The 24,868-nt window shown below is 63.6% G+C and carries 25 protein-coding genes; 9 read left to right on the top strand and 16 right to left on the bottom strand.

From position 1 onward, the window contains the following. Nucleotides 1-136: 136 nt before the first annotated feature. Nucleotides 137-2,074, top strand: coding sequence for a prolyl oligopeptidase family serine peptidase (locus ACQY6T_RS11065; protein ID WP_428630838.1), 1,938 nt, complete (start codon nt 137-139; stop codon nt 2,072-2,074). A 113-nt stretch (nt 2,075-2,187) separates the two neighbouring features. On the opposite strand, the gene ACQY6T_RS11060 is transcribed toward ACQY6T_RS11065, so the two are convergent. The 10 genes from ACQY6T_RS11060 to ACQY6T_RS11015 all read right to left on the bottom strand — a co-directional run bounded on the left by ACQY6T_RS11060 (nt 2,188) and on the right by ACQY6T_RS11015 (nt 10,092). Beyond that, nucleotides 2,188-2,799 carry a hypothetical protein gene (locus ACQY6T_RS11060; protein ID WP_428630837.1) on the bottom strand — a complete coding sequence of 204 codons (612 nt, stop codon included), beginning with the start codon at nt 2,797-2,799 and terminating at the stop codon, nt 2,188-2,190. A gap of 83 nt (nt 2,800-2,882) precedes the next feature. Then, the gene (locus ACQY6T_RS11055; protein WP_428630836.1) at nt 2,883-3,410 is read right to left on the bottom strand and encodes a demethoxyubiquinone hydroxylase family protein; all 528 of its coding nucleotides are present in this window, start codon (nt 3,408-3,410) and stop codon (nt 2,883-2,885) included. Next, nucleotides 3,407-3,889 carry a disulfide bond formation protein B gene (locus ACQY6T_RS11050; protein ID WP_428630835.1) on the bottom strand — a complete coding sequence of 161 codons (483 nt, stop codon included), beginning with the start codon at nt 3,887-3,889 and terminating at the stop codon, nt 3,407-3,409. Before ACQY6T_RS11050 ends, ACQY6T_RS11055 begins: the two co-directional genes overlap by 4 nt. 12 nt (nt 3,890-3,901) lie before the next feature. Then, nucleotides 3,902-5,290: a S41 family peptidase gene (locus ACQY6T_RS11045; RefSeq protein WP_428632636.1), complete on the bottom strand. Its 1,389-nt coding sequence runs from the start codon at nt 5,288-5,290 to the stop codon at nt 3,902-3,904. A gap of 131 nt (nt 5,291-5,421) precedes the next feature. Beyond that, nucleotides 5,422-6,627, bottom strand: coding sequence for a murein hydrolase activator EnvC family protein (locus ACQY6T_RS11040; RefSeq protein WP_428632633.1), 1,206 nt, complete (start codon nt 6,625-6,627; stop codon nt 5,422-5,424). Between the two features lie 5 nt (nt 6,628-6,632). Further along, complete coding sequence (locus ACQY6T_RS11035) at nt 6,633-7,061, bottom strand: 23S rRNA (pseudouridine(1915)-N(3))-methyltransferase RlmH (protein ID WP_428630834.1); 429 nt, start codon at nt 7,059-7,061, stop codon at nt 6,633-6,635. Between the two features lie 35 nt (nt 7,062-7,096). After that, a complete protein-coding gene (gene rsfS / locus ACQY6T_RS11030; RefSeq protein WP_428630833.1) occupies nt 7,097-7,495 on the bottom strand; it encodes a ribosome silencing factor in 399 nt (132 codons plus the stop codon). Further along, on the bottom strand, nt 7,492-8,145 hold the full coding sequence (locus ACQY6T_RS11025) for a nicotinate-nucleotide adenylyltransferase (RefSeq protein WP_428630832.1): 654 nt from the start codon (nt 8,143-8,145) through the stop codon (nt 7,492-7,494). Before ACQY6T_RS11025 ends, rsfS begins: the two co-directional genes overlap by 4 nt. Before the next feature lie 37 nt (nt 8,146-8,182). Next, nucleotides 8,183-8,749 carry a hypothetical protein gene (locus tag ACQY6T_RS11020; RefSeq protein ID WP_428630831.1) on the bottom strand — a complete coding sequence of 189 codons (567 nt, stop codon included), beginning with the start codon at nt 8,747-8,749 and terminating at the stop codon, nt 8,183-8,185. 56 nt (nt 8,750-8,805) lie between these two features. Then, on the bottom strand, nt 8,806-10,092 hold the full coding sequence (locus tag ACQY6T_RS11015) for a glutamate-5-semialdehyde dehydrogenase (protein WP_428630830.1): 1,287 nt from the start codon (nt 10,090-10,092) through the stop codon (nt 8,806-8,808). A gap of 78 nt (nt 10,093-10,170) precedes the next feature. On the opposite strand from ACQY6T_RS11015, the gene ACQY6T_RS11010 reads away from it, so the two are divergent. Both ACQY6T_RS11010 and ACQY6T_RS11005 read left to right on the top strand, forming a co-directional pair. After that, entirely contained in the window at nt 10,171-11,295 is a 1,125-nt protein-coding gene (locus ACQY6T_RS11010) for a DUF3667 domain-containing protein (RefSeq protein WP_428630829.1), read from the top strand. Between the two features lie 59 nt (nt 11,296-11,354). Then, nucleotides 11,355-12,986, top strand: coding sequence for an alkaline phosphatase D family protein (locus ACQY6T_RS11005; RefSeq protein WP_428630828.1), 1,632 nt, complete (start codon nt 11,355-11,357; stop codon nt 12,984-12,986). On the opposite strand, the gene ACQY6T_RS11000 is transcribed toward ACQY6T_RS11005, so the two are convergent. Continuing rightward, entirely contained in the window at nt 12,983-13,906 is a 924-nt protein-coding gene (locus ACQY6T_RS11000) for a crotonase/enoyl-CoA hydratase family protein (RefSeq protein ID WP_428630827.1), read from the bottom strand. The genes ACQY6T_RS11005 and ACQY6T_RS11000 overlap by 4 nt on opposite strands. Nucleotides 13,907-14,115: 209 nt before the next feature. On the opposite strand from ACQY6T_RS11000, the gene purC reads away from it, so the two are divergent. Continuing rightward, nucleotides 14,116-14,895: a phosphoribosylaminoimidazolesuccinocarboxamide synthase gene (gene purC, locus ACQY6T_RS10995; protein ID WP_428632631.1), complete on the top strand. Its 780-nt coding sequence runs from the start codon at nt 14,116-14,118 to the stop codon at nt 14,893-14,895. Nucleotides 14,896-15,020: 125 nt separating this feature from the next. On the opposite strand, the gene ACQY6T_RS10990 is transcribed toward purC, so the two are convergent. Continuing rightward, nucleotides 15,021-17,009 carry a lipoxygenase family protein gene (locus ACQY6T_RS10990; RefSeq protein ID WP_428630826.1) on the bottom strand — a complete coding sequence of 663 codons (1,989 nt, stop codon included), beginning with the start codon at nt 17,007-17,009 and terminating at the stop codon, nt 15,021-15,023. A 158-nt stretch (nt 17,010-17,167) separates the two neighbouring features. Between ACQY6T_RS10990 and ACQY6T_RS10985 the strand changes: the two genes are divergently transcribed. The 3 genes from ACQY6T_RS10985 to ACQY6T_RS10975 all read left to right on the top strand — a co-directional run bounded on the left by ACQY6T_RS10985 (nt 17,168) and on the right by ACQY6T_RS10975 (nt 21,782). Next, nucleotides 17,168-18,313, top strand: a complete 1,146-nt coding sequence (locus ACQY6T_RS10985; RefSeq protein ID WP_428630825.1) for a diguanylate cyclase domain-containing protein — start codon at nt 17,168-17,170, stop codon at nt 18,311-18,313. Nucleotides 18,314-18,356: 43 nt separating this feature from the next. Continuing rightward, nucleotides 18,357-21,245, top strand: a complete 2,889-nt coding sequence (locus tag ACQY6T_RS10980) for a M16 family metallopeptidase (RefSeq protein WP_428630824.1) — start codon at nt 18,357-18,359, stop codon at nt 21,243-21,245. Nucleotides 21,246-21,326: 81 nt separating this feature from the next. Further along, nucleotides 21,327-21,782, top strand: a complete 456-nt coding sequence (locus ACQY6T_RS10975) for a GFA family protein (protein WP_428630823.1) — start codon at nt 21,327-21,329, stop codon at nt 21,780-21,782. A gap of 84 nt (nt 21,783-21,866) precedes the next feature. Here the strand turns inward: ACQY6T_RS10975 and ACQY6T_RS10970 are convergent, their stop codons facing one another. From ACQY6T_RS10970 to ACQY6T_RS10960, 3 genes are all read right to left on the bottom strand, one after another. Next, entirely contained in the window at nt 21,867-22,286 is a 420-nt protein-coding gene (locus tag ACQY6T_RS10970; RefSeq protein WP_428630822.1) for an addiction module antidote protein, read from the bottom strand. A gap of 368 nt (nt 22,287-22,654) precedes the next feature. After that, nucleotides 22,655-23,137, bottom strand: a complete 483-nt coding sequence (gene bfr, locus ACQY6T_RS10965) for a bacterioferritin (protein WP_428630821.1) — start codon at nt 23,135-23,137, stop codon at nt 22,655-22,657. Nucleotides 23,138-23,237: 100 nt separating this feature from the next. Continuing rightward, entirely contained in the window at nt 23,238-23,411 is a 174-nt protein-coding gene (locus ACQY6T_RS10960) for a (2Fe-2S)-binding protein (RefSeq protein ID WP_088442455.1), read from the bottom strand. A 193-nt stretch (nt 23,412-23,604) separates the two neighbouring features. Here ACQY6T_RS10960 and purS point away from each other — a divergent pair, with 193 nt between their 5' ends. Together purS and purQ are read left to right on the top strand one after the other, a co-directional pair. Then, on the top strand, nt 23,605-23,835 hold the full coding sequence (gene purS / locus ACQY6T_RS10955; RefSeq protein WP_428630820.1) for a phosphoribosylformylglycinamidine synthase subunit PurS: 231 nt from the start codon (nt 23,605-23,607) through the stop codon (nt 23,833-23,835). Nucleotides 23,836-23,849: 14 nt separating this feature from the next. Continuing rightward, complete coding sequence (gene purQ, locus ACQY6T_RS10950) at nt 23,850-24,515, top strand: phosphoribosylformylglycinamidine synthase subunit PurQ (RefSeq protein ID WP_428630819.1); 666 nt, start codon at nt 23,850-23,852, stop codon at nt 24,513-24,515. On the opposite strand, the gene ACQY6T_RS10945 is transcribed toward purQ, so the two are convergent. Next, the gene (locus tag ACQY6T_RS10945) at nt 24,477-24,866 is read right to left on the bottom strand and encodes a hypothetical protein (RefSeq protein WP_428630818.1); all 390 of its coding nucleotides are present in this window, start codon (nt 24,864-24,866) and stop codon (nt 24,477-24,479) included. The genes purQ and ACQY6T_RS10945 overlap by 39 nt on opposite strands. Nucleotides 24,867-24,868: the final 2 nt, after the last annotated feature.

The following is a 24,868-nucleotide window of genomic DNA, read 5'->3' as shown; positions in this document are numbered from 1 at the left end:
GAAGCCCTTGCGGTCGACTCAACGCGGCAATGGTCGATTGTCGACCGGCCGCCGCTGTTTGTCGAAGCCTTGCATCCATATCTGGCGTTGGTAGCGTCTAAGCCAAGTCTATCTTTCGCAACTCGGGGAATCATCCATGCGTTATCTCGTTCTTCTTGCCGCCCTGACTTTGCCGCTTGCGCCCGTCTGGGCAGCCGACGGTGACAAGCTCAATGTCGAACCGAAACCCGCGGCGCTGATCGCCGATGGCATGCCCGATGTTCCCGCTGATCTGACCGCGGCGACTCGCCCCTACATGGAAAACCGCGGCGCCAGCTTTGTCGGCTGGAACCCCGTCGACAAATCGATGCTGATCGCCACCCGCTTTGCCAACACGGCCCAGATCCACCGCGTCGCCTCGCCGATGGGGGCTCGCAAGCAGCTGACCTTCGAGGCGGAGCCGGTGGGCGCCGGGGCGTGGTCGCCGAAAAGCGCCGATATCATGTTGGTGCAGAAGGATATCGGCGGCAATGAATTCTACCAAATCTATGCGATGAAGGACGGCCGGCTCGATCTGCTGACCGACGGAAAGAGCCGCAACACCTTCAACGCCTGGAGCAAGGACGGCAGCCTGCTCGCCTACACGTCGACGCTCCGCAACGGCCGTGACAGCGACATTTATGTCATGGACCCGCGCGATCCGAAAACCGCCCGGATGGTCGCGCAGGTCGATGGCGGCGGCTGGGCGCTGCTCGATTTTGCGCCCGACAAAAGCTGGGCGCTCGTCGGCAAATATACGTCGGTCCAGAAATCGGATTTCTTCCGGCTCGATTTGGCGACGGGCGCGATGACGCCAATCGGCGATCATGGCAAAACTGCCTCACAGAATGGCGGCAAGTTTGCCCCCGACGGCAGTATCTGGATCACCAGCGACGAAGGGACGGAGTTCGAACGGCTCGGCATCCTCGACCCCGCGACGGGCAAGTTCACGCCAAAGGGGCCGACCGAAAAATGGGATGTCAGCAGTTTCGACATCGCCGAGGACGGCAGCTTTATCGCTTACACCATCAACGAGGCGGGGACATCGACCTTGCGCCTGTTTGATCCCAAAAGCGGCGTGGTGCGGACAGTCGACAAATTGCCCGCGGGGATCATCGGCGGGATCAATATCGCGCCATGGGGCGACATCGGGATTACCTTTACCTCGGCACGGAGCGCCGCCGACGCGTTCAGCGTCGATCCAAAGACGCTCGCGATCACACGCTGGACCGAAAGCGAAACCGGCGGGCTGGACGTCAGCAAGAATATCGAACCCGAACTGGTGAAAGTGAAAAGCTTTGACGGGCTCGAGGTATCGGGCTTCCTCTATCGCCCCGACCCGGCGAAATTCTCGGGCAAGCGCCCGCTGATCATGAGCGTGCATGGCGGCCCCGAGGGTCAGTCGCGCCCCGGCTTCATGGGACGCAGCAATTATATGCTGAACGAAATGGGGATTGCGCTATTCTACCCCAACGTCCGCGGCTCGACCGGCTATGGCAAGACCTTCGTCAGCCTCGACAACGGGCCGTTCAAGCGCGAGGACAGCGTCAAGGACATGGGCGCGTTCCTCGACGCGCTCGCCAAGGACAAGACGCTCGACGCGGCGCGGTTCGGACTGACCGGCGGCAGCTATGGCGGCTATATGTGCTATGCCGCAGCGACCCATTATGCCGATAAGCTGCGCGCCAATCTGTGCGTTGTGGCGATTTCGAACTTCGTCACCTTCCTCGAAAACACCCAGGATTATCGCCGCGACCTGCGCCGCGTCGAATATGGCGACGAACGGGTGCCCGAGCAGCGCAAGAAGTTGATGGAAATCTCGCCGCTGACCCGCGTTGCCGACATCAAGAAGCCGTTGTTCGTGGTCACCGGCGCCAACGATCCGCGCGTTCCGGCGTCAGAAGCCGATCAGATCGTCGCGGCGGTGCGCAACAATGGCGGCACCGCTTGGCATCTCGTCGGCACCAACGAGGGCCATGGCTTCGCCAAGAAGGAAAATGCCGACTATAATTTCTGGGCGTCGCTGCTGTTCTGGAAGCAATATCTGCTGAACTGAACGCGCCGCCAAACAGAATCGTCATTGCGAGGAGCGAAGCGACGCGGCAATCCAGAGTGGCGTAATCCGCTCTGGATTGCTTCGCTTCGCTCGCAATGACGATATGTGAAAGGTTAGCTCCGCGGCGGAACCGGCAGCGCTTCGGCGTCAGCCTCGTCAGGGGCAGCCTGCGGCCGCGGCGCCTGGCCGCTGGCCTGCCGTTCGAGTTCTTCGGCGGCTTTCTGGCGCTCGGCGAGCGCGCGCTCTTCGGCGACGACGGCAGCTTCGACTTCGTCCGATGCCGAATCGATGCCGGCGATGCGCTTGGCGCGCTGGTCTGCAATCATCGCCTGCCAGTCGGTCTTGTCGGCGGCCTGGCGTTCGGCCTTGGCGCCCGCGACCAGCGCCTGGGTGCAGCCGGTGAAGCCACCGAGGCCGGTCGGCGAACAGCTATCGGTGCCAAAGCGGCCGATGCGTTCAACCGCCACGATCTTGTTCGCCCACGCTTGGTTGCGCGGGTCGAGCAGGCTGCCGCCGCGAAACATCTGCGGGACGCGATAACGCTCGGCTTCGGGGAGTTTCGCACAAACGACAATTTCGTCGGCGCCGCTTTGCGGGCATTGATCGTCGCCGTACACGACGACCTGGTTGACTTTTTCGCCATCGACGACGGTTTCCTGCGCGGTGGCGGGCAGGGCGACGGCGCTACCGGCCAGGATCAGCGCAAACAGGGGCAGGCGGGTCATCGGATATTCCTTTGTCAAACTTTGGTGCGGCTTGGCACCGCGACCCTGCATCCGTCATGAACGGAGGATTGGGCTCTTATCTATCAGATACGCTTCGACAGCGCGATGGCTGCACGGCAACCCGCACGGATCGCGAGGCTCAGGACGGGATAACCCGGCGCGCTTTCGGCGCCAGCGGCTAGCGCGGCTTCCTTATGCTCCAGCTCTTCGGCGCGGAAATCGGCGACCGCGGCGCTGAGTTCGGGATCGCTATCGCCGAGTTCGTCGAGCTGGTCGCTGTAGTGGCGATCGATCTCGGTCTCGACCGCGGCGGTGCACGCCATCGCGGCGCGCGGCCCCATTGCGGCGGTGACCGCGCCCAGCGCAAAGCCAGCGACGTTCCAAAACGGCTGCAACACCGTCGGGCGCACATTGCGCTGGGCAACCATAGTGTCGAAGAATTTGCGGTGGCGCTCTTCCTGTTCCGCCATATGCGCGATCTCGCGCGCCATCGGATGGCGGTCGCCCATCACCGCAAGCTGCCCGGCATAGATGCGCGTCGCACCATATTCGCCGGCCTGGTCGACGCGGATCATCGATGCGGTGCGTTTGCCAGTCTTGTTTTGCGTCATCGGGTCGATGTGGTCCGCCGCCGCAGCAAGGTCAAGACGAGCGCGGCGGCGCCGAGTGAAAAGATTGCGTTGAACCCCGCCAGCGAGATCCCAAGCAGCGTCCATTGCGCCGTGTCGCAGCGGATTAGCGGCGCGTTCATGATCGCGTCTAGCGATACCGGGCCGCTGCCGCCCGTCGCGCAGGTGGTGAGGCCTTCCCAAAAGCCATATTCGACCCCGGCATGGAAAACGCCGATTGCACCGCTGATCGCGATGGCCACGGCGGCAAGCAGGGTCAGCGCGCGCATTGCCTTGTCGTTGCGGCGCAGCAGCAGCGCGAGCAGCGCCAGCAGGATCGCAGCCTGGTGCGGCCAGCGCTGCCAGTAACACATCTCGCACGGGTGCAGGCCAAAGCCATATTGCGACACCAGCGCGCCGCCATAGAGAAGCAGCGGCGCGAGGAATGCGACGATCGGCGCGGAAAGCCGCGATTTCAGCATGTCAGCGGACCCTTAATTGCGTGCGGTCGGCTTGGCGGTCGGCTTGCTGCCCTGCGCCATGCGCGGGGTCGTCGGGCTGATGCGGCCGATCGTCTGCAGCGCATAATGCAGCTGAAAATCCTCGATCCCCTTGGCTTTCAGGTCGGCGGCAGTCGCGGTAAAGCGCGGATCGGCCTTTTCATCCTTTTCGAGCAGGCCGTCATTGACCTTTTTCTCGTTGACCAGATGCCGACGCAGGTCGCTTTCGCGGAATTTCGGCCGCGACGCATAATCGGGATCGGACAGCTGCGGGACGCGAATATCGGGGTCGATCCCGCCTTCCTGCACACTGCGGCCCGACGGCGTGTAATAGCGCGCGGTGGTCAGTCGCAGTGCGGTGGTGTCGGACAGCGGCAGCACCGTTTGCACCGATCCCTTGCCGAAACTGCGTTCGCCCATCACGACCGCGCGGTGCTGGTCCTGCAGCGCCCCGGCGACGATTTCGGAGGCCGAGGCCGAACCCGAATCGATCAGGACGACCACCGGGGAGCCCCCCGCAAGGTCGCCCGGTTCGGCGAAAAAGCGTTCGATGTCGCCTTTGCGGCGGCCGCGCTGCGACACGATTTCGCCGCGTTCGAGGAACAGGTCGCTGATCCCGACCGCTTCGTCGAGCAGCCCGCCGGGGTTCGAGCGCAGATCGAGAATCCAGCCACGCGGTTTTTTGCCCAGCGATTTTTCGACCGCCAGCATTGCGGCGCGCAGATCGGTGGTCGCGTCGGCAGAGAAGCTGGTGACGGTCAGCACCCCGACATCGCCGCTGACTTCCCATTTCACCGGCTTCAGGTCGATGATCTCGCGGGTCAGCGACATTTCGATCGGCTTGTCCTGACCTTCGCGCACGATCGTGACGTCGATCTTGGTACCCGGGCGACCGCGCATCTGTTCGACCGCCTCGTCGAGCGTCAGGCCGATGATCAGTTCCTTGTTGATGTGGGTAATATAGTCGCCGGACTTGATCCCGGCCTTGTCAGCTGGGGTGTCGGCGGTTGGTGCGATCACCTTCACGACGCCGTCTTCCATTGTCACCGATAGACCCAGCCCGCCATATTCACCGTCGGTCTGGGTGCGCAGGTTCGAAAAGCCGCGCGAATCAAGATAACCCGAATGCGGGTCGAGGCTGGCGAGCATGCCGTTGATCGCACCCTCGATCAGTTTGGAATCGTCGACCGGTTCGACATAATTGGACTTCACTTCGAGATAGACGTCCATGAAGCGCGAAATTTCTTCCTGCGTCTTGCTGTCGACGGTCGCCATCGCACCGGTCGCCAGCGGCACCAGCGCGAGCGTGCTGAGCGCGGCGGCGCCCTGCCACAACGCAAAGCGATGCTTGGGAGACGCGGGCGTTTTGATCGAGTCGGTCATCTGCATCTTTCAGTCAGGCGGAATTTCCCGCCATATATACCCCGGAGCGCCATCCTCCTACGCATTTGCATGGGCGTCAAGCGGCGCATCCCGATACGGAACAGCGTCCGAACGAGCGATTAACGAAGGGGTCAGCCGATCATCGCGACAATATCGACGGGGCGTCCGGCACGCCGCAGTTCGATGGTGATGCGGCTGTCGTCGGACCCGGCACGGCCCACTGGGGTGCCGCCGTCCAGCGTGTCGCCGACGCCGACTGACAATCCGATCATGCCGGTCAGCAGCGAAACCCAGCCGCCGCCATGATCGACGATGATGATCTTGCCATAGCCGCGATAATCCCCGGCAAAACTGACCCGACCCGGGGCCGGGGCTACGACCTGTCCGCCCGGGCGCGCCGCGATCGTGATCCCGCGCGACCGAACGCCGCTGTCGTTGACCTCTCCCAATCCGGCGACGATGCGTCCGACGACCGGCAGGCGATAGGCGCCTCGGGTCAATTCGGTCGCGGCGGGGATAGGCGCGGCGGCGCCGGTGACCGTGCCGGCAGGATTGCGCGGCCGCTGCAGCGGACCGGCTAGCTCCGCCAGTTCGGAGCGTACTGCGCCGTCGGCCTCGAGCGCGTCCATCAGTTCGACAATGTCGCGCGCCTTTTCGCCCAATCCCAAGGCGCGATCAGCTTCGAGCTGCGCGCTGCTCATCAGCTCGCGCGAGCGCAGCCGACCTTCATTTTCCAGCCGAGTCAAGGAATTGCGCCGCTGGGCAAGCTGCGTCTTGCTGGCAGCCAGGGCTTTCAGCGCGACCGCTTGCTGGCGCTGTGTCGTTTGCAGCAGCGTCAATTCCCGACGAACACCCGCGGTACGGCGCTCGATTACCGGCATCGCGGCGTCGATCACGGCGCGCGCATGGACCATGTCGGTGAGCGATCCGGGCTGGGCCAGCACACTGACCGGTGGTTGGCGCGAGAGTTGCTGGAGCGCGGCGGCGAGTTCGAGAAGCGGCTGCCGCTGCTCTGCCAACCGCGCCTGCCGCGCCGCGAGGCGGCGGCTGACCAGTGCGACGCGCGCTTCGCCAGCGCTGATGTCTGCCTCGGCCGACTGGATGCGCGCGGCGAGTGCGGCGCTGCGTTTCTTCAGCCGGTCGGCCTCGTTGCTGGCGGCAGCGGCTTGCGCTTCCAGCCGGGTGCTGCGCGCCATCGCTTCGGCAGATTGCTGCTTGGCGCCGAGCAATTGATCGCGCTCGCGTGCGGCGATCGCCTGCGGATCGAAGATGTCGCTCTGCGCGAGCGCCAGCGCGCCGCCGGCGAACAGGCCGGCGACGGCCAGCACGGTGGCCATACGTCTCACTGGCGCCCCTCGCGATGATAGGGATGGCCCGCGACGATGCTGGTGGCGCGCCACAATTGTTCGGCCAGCATCGCGCGCGCCATCAAATGCGGCCAGGTCGCGCGGCCAAAAGCGATGACCTTTGCCGCGCCCTCGCGTTCCTCGGGGGTAAAGCCGTCGGCGGCACCGAGGCAGAACCGCGCCTCACGCACCCCGCCATCGCGCCAGCTTTCCAGCAATTTGGCGAATTCGACCGACGACATCTGCTCGCCGCCCTCATCGAGCAGGATCGTGCGGCTGTTGTCGGCGGCCGCGGGCAAACGACCGCCTGTGTCCGGAAGCTCGGAGATTTTCTGCGCCCAGGTCACGCGCTTCATATAGCGCTCGACCAGATCGGCCTCGGGCCCGCGCCCGATGCGCCCGCGCGCAATGATGTGCAGCAACATGCCCGCCCTCTTACAGGATCAGCGGGCGTGAGCCATTAATTTGCGGCGGTGACCGGCGGTGCGTCGCCGAACGACCACATGCGCTCGAGGTTGTAAAAGCTGCGTACCTCGGGGCGGAACAGATGGACGATGACATCGCCCGCATCGAGCAGCACCCAATCGGCATTGGGCAGTCCTTCGACGCGAACCTGGCGGCCCGCTTCCTGCTTGATCCGCTGGGCCAGTTTTTCGGCAATGGCCGAGACATGGCGCGTCGACCGGCCGCTCGCGATCACCATATGGTCGGCGATGCTGCTTTTACCGGCAAGCGGGATGGAAATGGTTTCCTGGGCCTGATCCTCATCCAGCTGGTGGAGAATCAGGGCGTGGAGGGCGTCCACGTTATCGTTTGCGGATGCAGCGCCATTGGCGGCATCCTGGGTGGCGGAGATCAAATGCGTCCTTTCCTGTTCGTGTCCACAAGCCGCGAACGCGTAAGCGGGTCGCGCAAAGCGCGGCCTTCATAGCGTTCGAACCAGCGGGGGTTGGCCTGCCGTATCGCAGTTGCGGATCGCACATCGGGCGAAAATCGCAGGAACACGAGGGCGGGCGGTCTCCAGTCCGTCCAATGTAATTTCTGGTCCACGGGCCGGACGAAGCGCCGAAGCCAACCCATCGCACGTCTTGCGTGGGCGCGATCATTATAGCCCGGACGCGCGATAACCGCAATCGGCATGAGTCGGGCGATCCCCCGCCAGTCGCGCCATTGGGGCAATTGGACCAGATTATCGGCCCCCATGATCCAGATGAACTGCCGGTTGGGGTAGCGGCGGACGAGTTTTTTAAGCGTATCGATCGTGTATCGCGTGCCGAGTTCGGCCTCGATCGCGGTCGCGCGAGTCGGCGACCGCCGCGCCATGCGCTGCGCCGAACCGAGTCGCGCGGGGAGGGGGGCCATGCCCGCCTTGGGCTTCAGCGGATTGCCCGGCGACACCAGCCACCACAGCTCGTCGAGCCCGAGCGCGTCGATGGCGTTGAGGCTGATTGCGCGGTGCCCGCCGTGCGCGGGATTAAAGCTGCCGCCGAGAAGGCCGGTGGGGATCATGGGCGGATTTGCCAGTCGCTGCACAGACGGATGCGACTCAAGGTCTGCTCACTCTTGGCATCGTAAAACAAGGAAGGCGGGGATCGCTCGCAAGCGGAAGAACGAGGCCTAGGGACGTCACAACCTCACGATGGTTTTTGTAGTATTTGTCTTCCAAGCGATCAGATATCTGCGCTTCGCACCAACGTGCGAACGGCGTCGCCGAGAGGCAGGCATTGAACAGCACAAGCTCGCTTGTCGAAAAGTTTTTCGAAAGAAGTTGGTGTTGGGAAATTTGAGATGCCTCGCGTTCGGCCAGCATTTCATGCTTCCCGAATATGTCACTTAGTTCGCCCCAATGCCAGCTTTTGCCCGACGATTGTACGGCAGGCGTGTCGCTTGGGCGAAATGTGGAAGCATCGATAACGAAGCAGTGCCGATCAAAGCTCCGTGTACTCCACATCGGTGCTTGCGCGTCCGACCTGATTTCCGAATAACCGATGGTCTGGGCAAGGCGCTCGGCCAAAATCCACTGCGCTTCTTCCTTCTTTTCACCGTCGCTGGCGCGCAGAAGCATGGCAGCGTCGCGGACGATCAACCACAGGAAGGGCGTGGCAGCGATCACCGTGGCTAGCGCCAACCAGCAAAGCCATTTTCTGCCTCGCGGTCGTGGGGCGGCTTTCAACGGCGGACCTGCCCCGTACCGCGCACCAACCATTTGTATGTCGTCAGCCCTTCGAGCGCGACCGGGCCGCGCGCGTGCAACCGGCCGGTCGCGATGCCGATTTCGGCGCCGAGGCCGAATTCGCCGCCGTCGGCGAATTGCGTCGAGGCATTGTGCATGACGATCGCGCTGTCGACGCCGGTCAGGAAGCGTTCGGCCGTCGCCGCGTCTTCGGTGACGATCGCATCGGTGTGGCGGCTCGAATGCGCGTCGATATGCGCGAGCGCGCCAGCGAGGCCGTCGACCAGCGCGATCGAGACGATGGCGTCGAGATATTCGGTGTCCCAGTCGCCCGGCGAAGCCGGATCGACATGCGGGCTCAGCGCTACGATACCCTTGTCGCCGCGCACTTCGCAGCCCGCCTTGACCAGCGCGTCAACGATGGCGAGCGGCGCGGGATAGTCGCGGTCGATCAGGATCGTCTCGGTCGCGCCGCACACGCCGGTGCGGCGCATCTTGGCGTTAACTGCGAGTTCCACGGCTTTTTCGGGATCGGCGGCGCCGTCGATATAGAGATGGTTGATCCCGTCGAGATGCGCGAGCACGGGCACGCGCGCTTCGTCCTGGACGCGCGCGACGAGGCCCTTGCCGCCGCGCGGGATGATGATGTCGATCAGCCCCTGCGCGCGGAGCATCGCGCCCACGGCGGCACGATCCTGCGTCGGGACGAGTTGCACCGCGTCGGCGGGTAGGCCGGTTTCGACCAGCCCCGCCGTGAACGCGGCATGGATCGCGCGGTTCGAATGCACCGCCTCGCTGCCGCCGCGCAGGATCACCGCATTGCCCGACATCAGTCCCAGCGCGGCCGCGTCGGCGGTCACATTGGGGCGGCTTTCATAGATGATGGCGACGACGCCGAGCGGTACGCGCACGCGGCTGAGCACCAGCCCGTTCGGCCGCGTCACACGGTCGATCTCGGCGCCAGACGGATCGGGCAGCGCAGCGACAGCGTCGATCGCGTCGGCAATAGCGGCAAGCCGCCCGTCGTCGAGCCGGAGCCGGTCGAGCATGGCGCCCGACAGGCCATGGGTTTGTCCAGCGGCCATGTCTTCGGCATTGGCGGCAAGGATATCAGCCGATCGCGCGCGAATTTGCGCCGCCGCAGCCGCCAATCCTGCCGACTTGTCTGCCGTCGCGGTCAAAGCCAGCAATTTCGATGCGACGCGCGCCCGCGCGCCCATGTCGGCGATCAGGGCGGCGGCATCGCCGGGCATCGGCGGGGCGGAAAGGGCTTCGGCGTTCATGGCGCCGCTCTATCATGCTTTGCGCGCGCCGCGAAAGTCTCGTTGCGCCGCGTCTCATGCGCCTTTAGGCAGAGCGCCATGAGCGGGGACATCGAAGGCATCGGGGCGGCGGTGACCGCCGGATTGGCAGGGCATGCGGTCGAACCGCGGCACGGCGGCAACGGTGACACGGATGTCGGCGGCCGCTGCCTGAATTGCGGCACCAGCCTGGTCGGCTCGCACTGCCAGCATTGCGGTCAGCGCGCCGATATCCATCGCAGCTTTGGCGCGATCGGCCATGACCTGGTTCACGCGATATTCCATTTCGAAGGCAAGATCTGGAACACGCTGCCGATGCTGGCGTGGCGCCCCGGCGATCTGACGCGTCGCTATATCCACGGCGAACGCGCGCGATTCGTCTCGCCGCTCGCCCTCTTCCTGTTCGCGGTCTTCCTGACTTATGCGGTGCTGGCGATGGTCGGCAGCGGCGGCGGGGTCGGCGAGGAAATCGCCAAGGCCGCCGCCGCGCAGACGCGTTCGAACGCGCTTGAAGAGAGCTTTGGGGAAGAGGTGAAGCGCGTCGACGCGCGCCTCGCGACCAAGAATTTGAAGGTCGCCGAGCGGCGGCTGCTCGAGGCGGAGCGCGAGACGCTGCGAAAGAGCGCCAGCTATCTCGGCGTGGCGCGCGCGATGAGTAAGGAAGAACGCGCCAAGGGGCCACCGGTGCTCGACGATCCGACCAAACAGATGATCACCAGCGTCGAATTTATCTCGCGCACCAAGGTGAACACCGGGGTTCCCTTTATCGATCATGGGCTGGAGAAGGCGATCGCGAACCCCGCGCTCATCCTCTACAAATTGCAGGCGAACGCGTATAAATTCGCCTGGGCGCTGATCCCGCTCTCGCTGCCTTTCATGTGGCTGCTGTTTCCGTTCAGCCGCCGCTTTCACACCTACGACCATTTCGTCTTCGTGACCTATTCGATCAGTTTCATGCTGCTCTTGTTCGTTGTGGTGCGGCTGTTCAACCTGACGATCTTCGGTGAGCTCGCGACTTTCTTCGCGATGCTCTATGTGCCTTTGCACATGTATCGCCAGCTGCGCGGCGCGTATCGCTCATCGCGCTTCGGCGCGCTGGTGCGCGCGACCCTGCTCGTTTTCTTCAGTATGTATGCGGTCATCGCCTTCATGCTGCTGCTGCTCGCGCTCGGGGTGATGGGGTAGCGCCGAATCGTAACAATGGCCGGGCAAAGACGCGGCCGGACGAACAGGGAGAAGACGCGATGCACCAGCTTTGGGGCGAAATGGACCGGCGCCTGCTGATCAAGCTTGGAACCGCGGGGCTCGCCGCGCTGTCGCTGCCCGGCGCGGCGCTCGCGAACATGGCGCAAGGCTTTACCCATGGTGTCGCGAGCGGCGAGCCCGGGACCAATTCGGTGATGCTGTGGACGCGCTATGCGGCCGCCAATGACAGCGTATTGGCGGTCGAGCTGTCCGACAGCGCCGACTTCGCACGGATCGTCGGGGGCGGCAGCGTGATCGCCCAGGGCGAGCGCGATCATACGGCAAAGATCACCATCGACGGGCTCGAACCCGGCCGTTGGTATTTCTATCGCTTCGTCGCGGCCGACGGGACGAAGTCGGTGACCGGCCGCACCCGCACGATGCCCGCGGGACCGACGAGCGCTTTCACGATCGCGCTCTTTTCCTGCTCGAACCTGCCCTTCGGCTGGTTCAACGCTTATGCGCATGCCGCGGCGCGCAACGACATCGACCTTGTCGCGCATGTTGGCGATTATCTGTACGAATATCAGGCTGGCGAATATCCCTCGCTCAAAGATGCGCTGCCGGGTCGCGATATTCAGCCGACACAGGAAATCGTCGCACTCGCCGATTATCGGCTGCGCTACGCCGCCTATCGCAGCGACCCCGATCTGCAACGACTGCACCAGCTATTCCCGATGATTGCGCAATGGGACGATCATGAGTTCGCCAACGATGTGTGGAAGGGCGGCGCCGAAAACCACAATGAAGGCGAGGGCGACTGGCGCGCGCGCGAAGCTGCGGCGGAGCGGGCGCATGGCGAATGGATGCCTGTCGCGGAAACGCGCTGGCGCGACTATCAGGTCGGCGACCTCGCGACGATCTTCCTTCCCGAAACGCGCATCACCGCCCGCGACAAGCCGTTCGAGCTTGGTGACATATTGAAGGGCCAGCGCGACGTCGCTGCGACGTTGAAGCAATTCGCCGAGACCGACTATCGTGATCCTGCCCGACAATTGATGGGTGCCGATCAGGAAAAGTGGCTGTTCGACGGCTTTGCGCGGTCGACCAAGGCGGGGACGCGCTGGCAGGTCTGCGCGCAGCAGATCGTTATGGGTAGCCTGTTCACTCCGCCCGAATCGCGCAACTGGTTCGGGGCTGACCAGCCCGATTATGTGAAGCGCCGCGTCGAGGTGTCGCAGCTCGCGGCCAAGGCCGGCCTGCCGCTCAACATGGACAGCTGGGACGGCTATCCGGCGGCACGCGACCGCCTGCTCGCGGCGGCGCAAAAGGCCGACGCCGATCTCGTCACGTTGTCGGGCGACAGCCACAATGCCTGGGCCTTCGACCTGACGCACGACGGACGCCCCGCCGGGATCGAAATCGGCGGTCACAGCGTCACCTCGCCGGGTTTCGAAACCTATACGACCGGTATCTCGGATGCGACGCGCGTGTCCGCGCTGCGGGCTGCCTCGTCGCAGCTGGCATGGGCGAACACGCAGGATCGCGGTTATGTGTCGGTGCAAATGACCCACCAACGGGTGACCGCGAACTGGCACAATCTAGAGACGATCCGCCGTCACACCCCGGCACTGAAAGAAACGCACAGCATGACGGCGACGCGCGGGCGGCGGGCTTATGACGTCGCCTAGCCGTACGGCGGCGTATCCTCGAATTCGGCGAACCAGGGATAGTCGTTCGCGACGCTAACGGTGAAATTCGCGGGGCGCTTCTCCAGGAAGCTCGACACCCCTTCGGCGGCGTCGGCGCTGCGCCCGCGCGCAAAGATCGCGCGGCTGTCCCAGCGGTGGGCGCTCATCGGGTGCGGCGCTCCCAGCATCCGCCACAGCATGTGGCGGGTCAGCGCCACCGATACCGGGGCGCTGTGATCGGTCAGCTCGCGCGCCTTGGCGATCGCGGCGTCGACCAGGTCGCCGGGTTTGTGAACCGACTGGACCAAGCCTTTGTCATGCGCTTCGGCGGCGTCGATCAGCCGTCCCGAGTAGCACCAGTCGACGGCGTTCTGGATGCCGACCAGCCGCGGCAGGAACCAGCTCGATGCTGCCTCGGGCACGATGCCGCGCCGCGCGAACACAAAGCCATAACGCGCCGTCTCGCTGGCCAGCCGCGCGTCCATCGACAGCGTCATCGTCGCGCCGATGCCGACCGCGGCGCCATTGATCGCGCCGAGCACCGGCTTTTTGCAGTCCCAGATGCGCATCGACACGCGCCCACCCGAATCGCGGATCAGCGGGTGTGACCAATCGATCGTGCCGTCTGCGGCGACGGGACTGGATGCGATGCTGTCATCGACCAGCACTTGTTTGTCGGTGCGCTTATCGTAATCAAATGTTGCTGCTCCGGCACTCAGGTCGGCCCCCGCGCAATAGGCGCGGTCGCCTGACCCGGTAAAGATCACCGCGCGGACGCCGTCGTCGGCGTCGCATTCATCGAGCGCCGCGACGATTTCCTGCATCATCTGAGTGGTGAAAGCGTTCATCTTGTCGGGGCGGTGGAGCGTCAGTAGCGCGATGCCCTCATGCTTTTCGAGGCGAATCTGGTCAAAGCTCATCATCTCTCTCCTTGTTTGCGTGCATCGTCGCAAGCGAGGCAGGGGAGTGCAAGCTCTAGTTGACGTAAGCGTAAAGCAGTCACGCGATGCCGGGGATGACGCGCCCGCGCTTTGCCGCTATAGGCGCCCCATCGCCCCGGCGGCGCGCCTCATTCGTGAGTCGCTTTGCCGGGGTCATTCATTTGGGTCCGACAGAAAGTTTGAACGCCATGTCCCGTCGCCGCCAGATTTACGAAGGCAAAGCGAAGATCCTCTATGAAGGTCCCGAACCGGGTACGCTGATCCAGTATTTCAAGGATGATGCGACCGCGTTCAACGCCCAGAAAAAGGGCACGATCAGCGGCAAGGGCGTGCTCAACAACCGGATTTCGGAGCATGTGTTCACGCTGCTCGGCAACATCGGCGTGCCGCACCATTTCATTCGCCGCCTCAACATGCGCGAACAGCTCATCCGTCAGGTCGAGATCGTACCGATCGAAGTGATCGTGCGCAATGTCGCCGCGGGCACGCTGTCGAAACGCCTCGGCATCGAGGAAGGGACGCAGCTTCCCCGCACCTTGATCGAATATTGCTACAAGGACGACGCGCTCGGCGATCCGCTCGTCGCCGAAGAACATATCGCCTGTTTCAGCTGGTGCAGCCAGGAAGAGCTGCACGACATTCAGGACATGGCGATCCGAATCAATGATTTCATGAGCGGCATGTTCGCCGCGGTCGGCATCCGGCTGGTCGACTTCAAGCTTGAATTCGGGCGGCTGTACGACGGCGATTTCAGCCGCATCATCCTAGCCGACGAGATCAGTCCCGATGGCTGCCGTCTGTGGGACATGACGACGAACGAAAAGCTCGACAAAGACCGTTTCCGCCGCGATCTCGGCGGCGAAGTCGAAGCCTATCAGGAAGTTGCGCGCCGGCTCGGCCTGCTGCCCGAGGGCGGCGACAATGCCGTGCTCGACCTGGAGAGCCACCGGAAGAAAAAGGGCAGCTGAGCGTTAGCTACGCGCACCTTTCCCGTTCGCATCGAGCGAAGTCGAGATGCCCATCAGCCTTGCGCTATCCCGATGGGTGTCTCGACTTCGCTCGACACGAACGGATTTGGTCTGCGCTCCTTTGATCAAATATTGATGCTGGTCGGGATCAGGCTCGGCTGCAGATATGGGTAGGGCTGCATCCGCTCGGCATTGCGCGCCGCAATCTCCGCCTCGACCTCCGTCAGCGCCGCCTGGAACCACGCCAGCGGCCCCTCGGCCCCCGTCACTGCGGGATCCTGAAACCACAAAGGATAGGGAAAGGCGTTGCTGCGATAATCGCCGAGCGGGCGGTAATGCACCGACCCCAGCAGTTCGAGCACATTGAGCTGTTCGAGCGCGAGTGCCATCGGCGGCATCATCGCGAGCCAACTCGGCTTGTCATGCCCGCGCTGCCCCATCGGTGCCGCCTGCCAGCCGGCGCCGGTGACCGCGGGCGCGAACGCCATGATGTCCTTTTGCGGGAAGTTGACCGCGGCGTGCTGCGCGCTCGCGGAGAACATCACCATCGTGCAGATTTCGGCGAGCTGCGCGCGCGTCATCACGGGCCCGAAACCCTTGACCTTTGCCTCGCCCGCTAGGCACGTCGCCCATGCGGTGAGCTCGGTGTCGCCCATAATATCGGCATCACCCATATAATAGAGGTCGACATATTGCCGCGCCCATTCGTGGATCGTGTTCCACACGAGCAGCGCGTCGTCGCGATACGGATAATCCTCGAGTGTCGAATCCACGCCTACGCCGCGCGCAGACAGGTCCGCAGGGAGCATCTTGCCATAAAAATCGAACGCCAACCGCGCGTCGACCGCGGCGAGTTGGCTCGACGTAATCGTGCCGGCGAAAATATGATCGATCGGGCCGCCCGCGGCGATCAGCGAGGTCGCGGCCGCCTCGTTGATGAACAAGGTTCCCTCGAAATGCGGGACGAGCAGCGCCCAGACCGGATGGGCTTCGGCCAGATGGCGGTGCGTCGCGACCGCAAAGGCCTCGACTACCAGATGCGTGCGCGCGAGGTGCGCGAACAGCTCGTGATAATTTCCGTCGGCGACCTGCACGACGAACTTCGCCATTTCCCAGCCCCATTGTTCCTCCGCGCTGGGGGAGGGGGTGAAGATCGGATAATCGGCGGGTTCCTGCCCGCACTGGATCGCCACCGGGATCAGCGCCGAACCGCCCGGCGGCACCGCGAACAGCGCCATCGGCTGCCAGACATATTTGGCCTGGCCGCCATAGGTGCCAGGGTCGAGGATAGCGAGTGGCTGATAATCAAGCAGGAACAGGCGCCCGTCGGTCAGTGCGGCGGTCAGTGTGTCGCCGTTCACCACCGCCTGATATTTCGCCTCGGACAGCGGAAAATTGGCGGGCAGGGCATCGCCGACTGCGGCGATCAGCATGCAATTCGGCCCTTGCACGCGCAGCCGCGCGAACTCGCTGTCGTCCTGAAACATATAGCTGACCCCCGGAACGGGGAGCGTCGCAAACAGCGCGCGATACGCCTCTATGCTGCGCGGCGTCTTGCTGCCAAGCCCCGCGGCCTCGTCGACCTTCATCAGATCCTCCAGCCGCTCTTTATAGCCTTTCAGCAGCGCGACATGGACATCGCGCTCGGCGGCCGCGACGGCATTCTCAACGTCGCCGGCGATGCGTTCAAAGATATTGCCGCCGGTGTGGACGCCATGCTCGGCCGCGATCTTGGCCGTCGAGGCTTCGATCGCATCGCATTCGACCAGCGCGGCTTCATATTGGGTGCGCGGGCTGTCGAGCTCGCCTTTATCGACCCCGCCAAGCTTCACCGTCAGCGCGTTGCGCACGATGTCGAGCCCGACCCCAATCAGGATCGTGAACCAGGCGATCGTCGGCTCGTCATTCTTTGGCACGTCGCTGGCGAGCGGTACCCCGGGCAGGGATGGTACATTGGTGTCCCAGACATACACCGCCTGCGTCGCGTTCAACTGCGCGGCGCGCGCGGCTTGCGCAGCGGCCGTGTCCTGCTGGGGCAGTGTCGGGTTCGCCGATGGCATGGGAACGGCGGGGGCGGTGGTGGATGGCATGAGCGGCGGCATCGGATGGGACATGGCTTGCTCCTGGCGGGCGCGGTAAAATCGGTCGCCGCTATCGCTAAACATGGTTAATATTTCGCAAGGCAGTCGATACCGGATGCTGCTTAGGGAAATGATAAGGCCCGGTTTCGATCCTTAACCGATGCTTTACCCGGGGTTGCTATCCCGCTGTTATGACGGGGGTCTCACACTGGCTGCGCAAGCGCTTCTTTCCGCCCATTCCGAAGGCAATTCGGGATGACATTGCGTTGCTGCGCGCCGATCGCATCGAAACACTGACCCCGATGCTTTTTCTGATGCTGGCGGCGACCACGCCGACTGCCATCTACGCCGGGGTGCAGACGGTGCACCCGATCATCCGCATCGGCTTTCCGGTGACGCTCGCTATCGTCGGCCTGCTCGGCTTCCTGTTTCTGATGCACAATCGCGGCCGCCGGATGAGCTTGCGCCGCGCGCGGCGGATGATTGTGGAATCGACGTGGCTGTCGGGCATAACCGGCGCGATGTGTAGCGTCTGGACCGTGGTCAACTGGCTCGCCGCGCCGCCCGCGACGCACAGCTATTATGCGATGATCATGGCGATGGGTTCGCTCGCGACAGCCTATTGCATGTCGTCGATCCGTTTTGCGACCTTCGTCAATCTGATCATCGGATTGGTTCCGATATCGATCCTGATGCTGACGTCGGGTCACCCGCCCGAAATCGCCGCGGGCACCAGCCTAGTCGTCGCGACGCTTTTTCTGCTCCGCATGATCCTGCAGCAGCACGACCAGCTGATCGACCTGTTGCAGCTTCAGCACCAGATGCGCGACCTTGCCCATACCGATCCGCTGACCGGTCTCGCCAATCGCCGCGAATTCGACATGCGGCTCGACGAAGAAATCTCCGAAGCGCGCCCAAACAGCCATTTCGGGATCGCGCTGCTCGACCTCGACGGGTTCAAGCCGGTCAACGACCAGCACGGCCATGCGATCGGCGATGGGTTGCTGTGCGAGATCGCGCAGCGGCTGCGCCGGGCGTGCGGCGACCATGCCGTCGTCGCGCGGCAAGGGGGCGATGAATTTGCGATCCTCGTGCACGCCGGATCGCCGCTGCTCGAAACCTCGCTTGCCGACCATATCCTGGCGGCGCTCGCGGCGCCCTATCGCATCGGCGGCCGGCCGATCAGCGTCGGCGCCAGCATCGGCACCGCAAACTGGCCCGAACATGGCGCCACGGCGCGCAAGCTCTTCGAAGTCGCCGATAAAGCGCTCTATGCGGCCAAGGCGGTTGATCGGGAACCGAAGTCGTCTGTCGAAAGCATTGCCCGGATCGCGTGACGATCGCTTGACCGCCCGCAGGGCGGTGACCACACCGGTCGCCATGATCAAAAGCCTTGTCCGGCGCGCCTCGACCGCCCTTTCGCCCTTCGTTCTCCTCATCGCCAGCACAGCGCCGGTCTATGCCAAGGAGGCCGCCCCCGCTGCAGCGGCAGGCGTAAACCCGCAAACCGATGCTGCAAAGGCTTGGAACTTCGCCATCAGCGACGTGCCGGTCGATCCCAACATCGTTTTCGGCATCCTGCCCAACGGGATGAAATATGCGTTGCTGGCAAATAGCACGCCCAAGGACAGCGTGGTCCTGCGGATGCGGTTCGACGTCGGCAGCTTTGCCGAGGCCGACGATCAGCGCGGGTTGGCGCATTTCCTCGAACATATGGCGTTCAACGGATCGACCAATGTGCCCGAGGGCGAGATGATCAAGCTGCTCGAACGCAAGGGGCTGGCGTTCGGTGCCGACACCAATGCGTCGACCGGCTTCGACCAGACGGTCTATCAGCTCGACCTGCCCAATGCCTCCGACGATCTGATCGACACCGGACTGATGCTGATGCGCGAAACGGGCGGCGAACTCACCATCGATCCCGCCGCGGTCGACCGCGAGCGCGGCATCATCCTGTCCGAACGCCGCGCGCGTGATACGTATCAGTTGCGTAGCCTGATCGACCAGCTCGACTTCCAGATGAAAGGGATGACGGTCGCGAACCGCATCCCGGTCGGTACCGAAGAGGTGATCAAGACCGCCCCGGCCGCGCGCCTGCGCGATCTGTATGACCGTTATTACCGGCCCGAGCGCGCGACGCTGGTGCTGGTCGGCGATTTCGATCCCGCCGCGATCGAGGCGAAGATCAAGGCGCGCTTTTCGGACTGGAAGGGACGCGGCCCCGCGGGCGCCGATTCCGAGATCGGCAATGTCGATTATGCCCGTGCCGCCGCGGCCGACGATTTCGTCGATCCCGCGATTCAGGATTCGGTGACCATTGCCGCCTTCAAGCCATGGGTCCAGAAAGCCGACACCAAGGCCCAAAGATCAAGCGACCTCGCCGAAGATATCGGCGAGGCGATCTTCAGCCGCCGCTTGGCCAAGATCGCGCTGAACGAGGATTCACCGATTCTCACCGGCTATTTCGGTGAAGCCGCGGGCTGGAAGAAATTCGAACAGGTCACCGTCGGCGCGATTGCAAAGGAAGGCGCCTGGAAAGACGCGCTGGCGCTGATCGAACAGGAACAGCGTCGCGCGATCGAACATGGCTTCACCCAGGCCGAGGTTGACGAACAGCTGGCGAACCGCCGCACCGCGCTCAAAAATGCGGTTTCCGGCGTGACAACGCGGCGTAGCGACGGGCTGGCCGACGCGCTGATTTCGGCCGCCGAGGGAGATTTTGTCTTTGTCCGACCCGAAACGTCGCAGGCGTTGTTCGAGGCAGCAGCACCGTCGCTGAACGCGGCCGCCGTGACCGCCGCCTTCCGCCAGCGCATGTCCGGCTTCAGCGCCCCGCTCGCGCGCGTCGCGGTGAAAAAGCCGGTCGAGGGCGGCACCGACGCGATCCTCGCAGCGCTGCGGGCATCGATGCAGGTGCCGGTCGCGGCGCCGACTGAAGCGGCCAATGCGGCCTTTGCTTACGACAGCTTCAGGACGCCGGGCAAAGTGGTCGGCGACACCCGCGTCGAGGATCTCGGCATCCGCCGCATCCGCTTTGCCAATAATGTGATGCTCAATATCAAGAAGACCGATTTCCAGAAGGACAAGGTCATGCTGTCGCTGCGCGTCGATGGCGGCAATCTGCTCGCGACGCGCGACGATCCGACCAAGGTGTCGCTGGCGGGCTCGCTGGTGCTAGGTGGGCTTGAGGCGCATAGTCTGGATGAATTGCGTTCGATCCTGGCGGGCAAGACGATAAGCCCGGCCTTTGGCAATGCCACCGATTCCTTTGGGGGTAGCGCGGTGACTTCGCCCGAGGATTTTGGGCTGCAGGCCAAGTTGATGGCGGCCTATCTGACCCACCCGGGATACCGCCCCGATGGCCTTGCGCTGATCCGCCGGGTGCTGCCGCAGCAATATGCCGCGAACGATGCGACCCCGGCGGCGGTGCTGGGACGCGATGCCGGTGGCATTCTGGCTAATGACGACCCGCGCTCGCAGACGCCGCCGCTCGACAAGCTGATGGCGCTCGACTGGGCGCAGCTGAAGCCGGTGATTGCCGACAGCTTCGCGCATGGCGCAATCGAGATCGGCGTCGTCGGCGACATCGACGAACAGGCGGCGATCGACGCGATTGCCGCAACTTTTGGCGCGCTACCCGACCGCCACGCTGCGTTCGACCCGCGGGCCGACGCGCGCATGCGTCAGTTCGCCACCGATCGCAGCGAGCGCACCCTGATCCACAAGGGGCCGGCCGAGCAAGCCGAAGTCCGCGTCTATTGGCCGGCGCGCGACGATAGCGATCTGAGCGAGGCGATGCGGCTCAACCTGTTGTCGCGGGTGATGCAGCTCAAGCTGACCGAGGAGCTGCGCGAGAAATTGGGCGAAAGCTATAGCCCCGGCGCAGCTGCCAGCCTGTCGGACGAGTTTCCCGGCTATGGCCACCTCTTCGCCGCCAGCAATGTCGATTATAAACATCTGGCGACGACGCGCGCCGCGATCTTCGCGATCGCCAAGGAACTGCGCGATGCGCCCGTCGACCCCGACCTGCTCGACCGCGCCCGCAAGCCGCTGGTCGAGGCGATGACCAAGTCGCGGCGCGAAAATGCCTATTGGCTGAACTACGTCGCCGAGGCGACGACCCATGCCGATCGTCTCGACCGCAGCCGCAAAGGGATCGGAGAAGTCGAGGCTGCGACTCCCGCCGACCTGCAGGCACTGGCGCGGCGCTATCTGCTCGACGACAAGGCGCTCGTGATCAAGGCCGTAAGCGACAAGGCGGGGAAATAGGGTTCGCAGCGGCAAATCGACCGATTGTAGGCGTATCGGCTTTTGCTAAGCTTCGATCGAGGCCGACACGGGAGATGATCAATGGAAGGCGAGTTGACGGGACGGTGCGTATGCGGGGCCGTAAGCTACACTCTGCGAGACGGTTTTCGGTTCCGCCCTTACGCCTGTCATTGCACCGATTGTCAGTCGCGCACGGGCAGCGCGTTTAGCGAACATATGCTGTTTGCAAGACTGGATTTGGAAATCAAAGGCGAGCTTGACACCGGTTCTTATCAACAGCCGAGCGGCGCCATTTCAACAATCTGGGGCTGCGCAAAATGTAAAGTGCGGGTGTTCGCCGAAAACGACACGCGGCCCGGCTTTGCCTCTTTGCGTTGCGGAACACTGGATCGAAGTTCAGAGGTCGTTTTGGCCGCCCATTTGTGGGTCGATAGTAAGCAGTCGTGGATTATGATCCCGGACGGCGTTCCGGCGATGGCGGAGCAGCCGAGAAATCAAGCTGAATGGCTGGATCTTGTCGGCCCAAACAAAATGTAGCGTCCGCGTTGGTCATCTGATTTTCTAATCCGACATTCCGCAATCAACCTTAAGCGGGCATGCGTGCCGACTTGCTCTGCGGCTCTAAAGCCGCCCCGGCGTCCGCGCGCGGAGGAAGTTTTCCAGCGCAACGAACAGCATCTCGCGCGCGTCGCTGCCCAGCATCTCGGCGGTCAGCCAGTCGAATTGCGCGCGATCGCGGCGTGACGCGGCACCGACCGTCGCCGCAAGCAGCGCTTCGTCGAAACTGACGCGTGGGCAGCACGGCGGGGCGACAGCAAAGGGATCGGGCCAGCTGTGGCCGATCGCCTCGACCACGAGACGATAGCGCCGCGCGGCGAGGATATTGCCCCAGCGTCGTTCGAGTTCGGGCATCGGGTCGCGCTCGCTGCGGCGGCAGAGGATGCAATATCTGAGCGCCAGAACGACCTGCGCCGCTTCGACCGAAAGGTCGCGCACCAGCGGCTGTTCTGTGAGTTGGCGGATCAGCGTGCTGCTTTGCATGGTTCTTTCGTCTCCCGGCCCACGCAGTCCGTCCGCTTCCTCCTTTTGGAAAAAGATGCCGGCCGCTTTAGAGCATCGCTCTAAATTTGGTGCGGCCGGCAGGAGGGGACTGCCCCACCGTGCTATTGAGAATTATTCGCAAATACAAGCGAAAAAAGAGGCGCCCGAAAGCGCCCCTGGAAAAATGGTCGGTTCCTTCTCCTTTAGGGGAGGGGCATTGAGACTCGGTCCGGCTCTTGCGGGGCCTCTAGTCGAACGGGGTGGGGGCCATCGGCCTTGCGCAGGGCCGATGGCCCCCACCCGCTGCGACTAAGCCAGCAAGCTGGCAAGTCTCGCTGCCCTCCCCTGAAGGAGAGGGCGAAGATTCTTCAATCGTCGCCCGCGGGCTTCGACTGCAGCTGGATGTAATTCTCAATCCCCATCCGCTCGATCATCTCGAATTGCTTTTCCAGTTCATCGACATGATGCTCTTCGCTGGCCAGGATCGATCCGAACAGGTCGCGGCTGACATAGTCGCGCACGCTCTCGCTGTGTGCGACAGCATCCTTGAGCAGCGGGATCGCTTCCTCCTCGAGCGCGAGGTCGGCTTTCAGGATTTCCTCGACGGTCTCGCCGACACGCAGGCGACCGAGCATCTGGAAATTGGGCAGGCCGCCCAGGAAAAGGATGCGGTCGGCCAGCTGATCGGCGTGCTTCATCTCGTCGATCGACTCTTCGCGTTCGAACGCGGCAAGGCGTGCGACGCCCCAATTGTCGAGCATGCGATAATGCAGCCAATATTGGTTGATCGCGGTCAGCTCGTTCTTGAGCGCCTCGTTCAGAAAATCGATGACCTTTTCGTCGCCCTTCATGGTGTCTGTCCTGTCATTCTATCTTGGGTGGGGTGGACGCCAGTATACCCGCCCCGACCCATAGCGGCCAAGGTCAAAAATGGCGAAAATCCAAGAAAAATCAGGCGGTCGCGGCGACGTCGCTGATGATATTGCGAGCGAAAGGCAGGCATTGTCCGCACTTGGGTTTGCGACCCAGTTGCGCGTACGCGGCCTTGGCACAGCGCAATTGGCCCGTCCGTGCGACATCGCGCAGCTGGCTTTCTCTTATTGCGTTGCAGACACAGACGACCATGTGCGAATCCTTCTCAACAAGACCGATGTAGGGATAGTGCGAGGGATTCGCAACAGGAAAGATGCGACTGGTTCGCAGTCCGAACAGCGGCAAATTTCACCGGTTTGACGGCCCGCCGCCCCTTGCCCCGAAAGTGATTCGCGGGCATAGGCGCGCCCATCCTCCCGCACCCCGCTTGCAAAGGTCCGCGCCCATGAAAGTGAATGTCTATGTGACGCTTAAGCCGGGGGTTCTCGACCCACAGGGCAAGGCGATCCATCATGCGCTCGAGGGCTTGGGATTCGCTGGTGTCACCGACGTGCGCGCGGGCCGTTTCATCGAACTCGACGTCGCTGATGATGTCGCCGATGACGATCTCGATGCGATGTGTGCCAAGCTGCTCGCCAACACGGTGATCGAAAACTACCGTATCGAACGCCCCTAACAGGAGCTGCGACCATGAAGACTGCCGTCATCGTCTTTCCGGGCTCCAACTGCGACCGCGACATGGCGGTCGCGCTGGAACAGGTTACCGGTCGCAAGCCCGCGATGGTGTGGCACCGCGAGACCGAACTTCCCGATGGTATCGACTTCATCGCGCTGCCCGGCGGCTTTTCCTATGGCGATTACCTGCGCTCTGGCGCGATGGCCGCGCGCTCGCCGATCCTGCGCAGCGTCGCCGATGCCGCGGGTCGCGGGGTGCCGGTGCTCGGCGTTTGCAACGGGTTTCAGGTGCTGACCGAAGCGCAGCTGCTCCCCGGCGCGCTGATGCGCAACGCCGGGCTGAACTTTGTTTGCCGCACGGTGCCGCTCAAGGTCGAGAACAGCCAGTCGCTATTCACTGCCGCTTATAGCGCGGGCGAGATGGTCAACGTCCCGGTCGCGCACCACGACGGCAATTATTTCGCCGACGCCGAAACGCTCGACCGGATCGAGGGTGAAGGGCGCGTTGCGTTTCGCTATGCCGACAGAGTCAATGGCTCGGCGCGCGACATTGCCGGGGTGCTGAACGATGCCGGCAATGTGCTCGGCATGATGCCGCACCCCGAACGCGCGATCGACCGCGCCCACGGTGGCACCGACGGGCTACGCCTGTTCGAGGCGGCGCTCGGCGTCCTCGCCTGACATTTCGATCGGTGCGCTGCTGGCCGGGTCGGGCTGGAGCCAGCGCCCGATAAACAGCAGCACCGTCGGCCAGAACATCGTGTTCCAGATGTCGTGCCAATGTGCGGCATCGGGCTGAATCGCGGATCGGCCGACTTCGGCCGTCATGTCGAGCCATTCGCCGCCGCATGCCATGGCAAGGACCGCCAGCCATGCGACCACCCATCCGCCGCGCCGACGCCAGACCAGCCGGACGGTAAGAAACAGCATAAGCCCGAAGTAGATGTGCAGGGCATCCTTGCTGAGGCCGGTGGCGTCGATAACCGAAACCTTGTGTGCTTCGAACAACGCGGCAATTTCAATCAAAGTCATGG

Origin of the sequence: Sphingopyxis sp. (assembly GCF_965279725.1) — a bacterium.
Classification (GTDB): Bacteria; Pseudomonadota; Alphaproteobacteria; order Sphingomonadales; family Sphingomonadaceae; genus Sphingopyxis.
Note: the sequence above shows the minus strand (reverse complement) of the source record. Positions and strands in the feature narration are given on the sequence as shown.

Bases quoted from the DNA above. Each gene is read 5' to 3' on its own strand.
- ACQY6T_RS11060 (WP_428630837.1), bottom strand. From the start codon at position 2,799: ATGACCCGCCTGCCCCTGTTTGCGCTGATCCTGGCCGGTAGCGCCGTC.
- bfr (WP_428630821.1), bottom strand. From the start codon at position 23,137: ATGAAGGGCGACGAAAAGGTCATCGATTTTCTGAACGAGGCGCTCAAG.
- purQ (WP_428630819.1), top strand. From the start codon at position 23,850: ATGAAGACTGCCGTCATCGTCTTTCCGGGCTCCAACTGCGACCGCGAC.
- ACQY6T_RS10960 (WP_088442455.1), bottom strand. From the start codon at position 23,411: ATGGTCGTCTGTGTCTGCAACGCAATAAGAGAAAGCCAGCTGCGCGAT.
- ACQY6T_RS10985 (WP_428630825.1), top strand. From the start codon at position 17,168: ATGACGGGGGTCTCACACTGGCTGCGCAAGCGCTTCTTTCCGCCCATT.
- ACQY6T_RS11000 (WP_428630827.1), bottom strand. From the start codon at position 13,906: ATGAGCTTTGACCAGATTCGCCTCGAAAAGCATGAGGGCATCGCGCTA.
- ACQY6T_RS10975 (WP_428630823.1), top strand. From the start codon at position 21,327: ATGGAAGGCGAGTTGACGGGACGGTGCGTATGCGGGGCCGTAAGCTAC.
- ACQY6T_RS11045 (WP_428632636.1), bottom strand. From the start codon at position 5,290: ATGACCGACTCGATCAAAACGCCCGCGTCTCCCAAGCATCGCTTTGCG.
- ACQY6T_RS11005 (WP_428630828.1), top strand. From the start codon at position 11,355: ATGCACCAGCTTTGGGGCGAAATGGACCGGCGCCTGCTGATCAAGCTT.
- ACQY6T_RS11050 (WP_428630835.1), bottom strand. From the start codon at position 3,889: ATGCTGAAATCGCGGCTTTCCGCGCCGATCGTCGCATTCCTCGCGCCG.
- ACQY6T_RS11035 (WP_428630834.1), bottom strand. From the start codon at position 7,061: ATGTTGCTGCACATCATTGCGCGCGGGCGCATCGGGCGCGGGCCCGAG.
- ACQY6T_RS10945 (WP_428630818.1), bottom strand. From the start codon at position 24,866: ATGACTTTGATTGAAATTGCCGCGTTGTTCGAAGCACACAAGGTTTCG.
- purS (WP_428630820.1), top strand. From the start codon at position 23,605: ATGAAAGTGAATGTCTATGTGACGCTTAAGCCGGGGGTTCTCGACCCA.
- ACQY6T_RS11010 (WP_428630829.1), top strand. From the start codon at position 10,171: ATGAGCGGGGACATCGAAGGCATCGGGGCGGCGGTGACCGCCGGATTG.
- ACQY6T_RS10970 (WP_428630822.1), bottom strand. From the start codon at position 22,286: ATGCAAAGCAGCACGCTGATCCGCCAACTCACAGAACAGCCGCTGGTG.
- ACQY6T_RS11065 (WP_428630838.1), top strand. From the start codon at position 137: ATGCGTTATCTCGTTCTTCTTGCCGCCCTGACTTTGCCGCTTGCGCCC.
- ACQY6T_RS11025 (WP_428630832.1), bottom strand. From the start codon at position 8,145: ATGATCCCCACCGGCCTTCTCGGCGGCAGCTTTAATCCCGCGCACGGC.
- ACQY6T_RS11015 (WP_428630830.1), bottom strand. From the start codon at position 10,092: ATGAACGCCGAAGCCCTTTCCGCCCCGCCGATGCCCGGCGATGCCGCC.
- ACQY6T_RS11040 (WP_428632633.1), bottom strand. From the start codon at position 6,627: ATGGCCACCGTGCTGGCCGTCGCCGGCCTGTTCGCCGGCGGCGCGCTG.
- purC (WP_428632631.1), top strand. From the start codon at position 14,116: ATGTCCCGTCGCCGCCAGATTTACGAAGGCAAAGCGAAGATCCTCTAT.
- ACQY6T_RS10980 (WP_428630824.1), top strand. From the start codon at position 18,357: ATGATCAAAAGCCTTGTCCGGCGCGCCTCGACCGCCCTTTCGCCCTTC.
- ACQY6T_RS11055 (WP_428630836.1), bottom strand. From the start codon at position 3,410: ATGACGCAAAACAAGACTGGCAAACGCACCGCATCGATGATCCGCGTC.
- ACQY6T_RS10990 (WP_428630826.1), bottom strand. From the start codon at position 17,009: ATGTCCCATCCGATGCCGCCGCTCATGCCATCCACCACCGCCCCCGCC.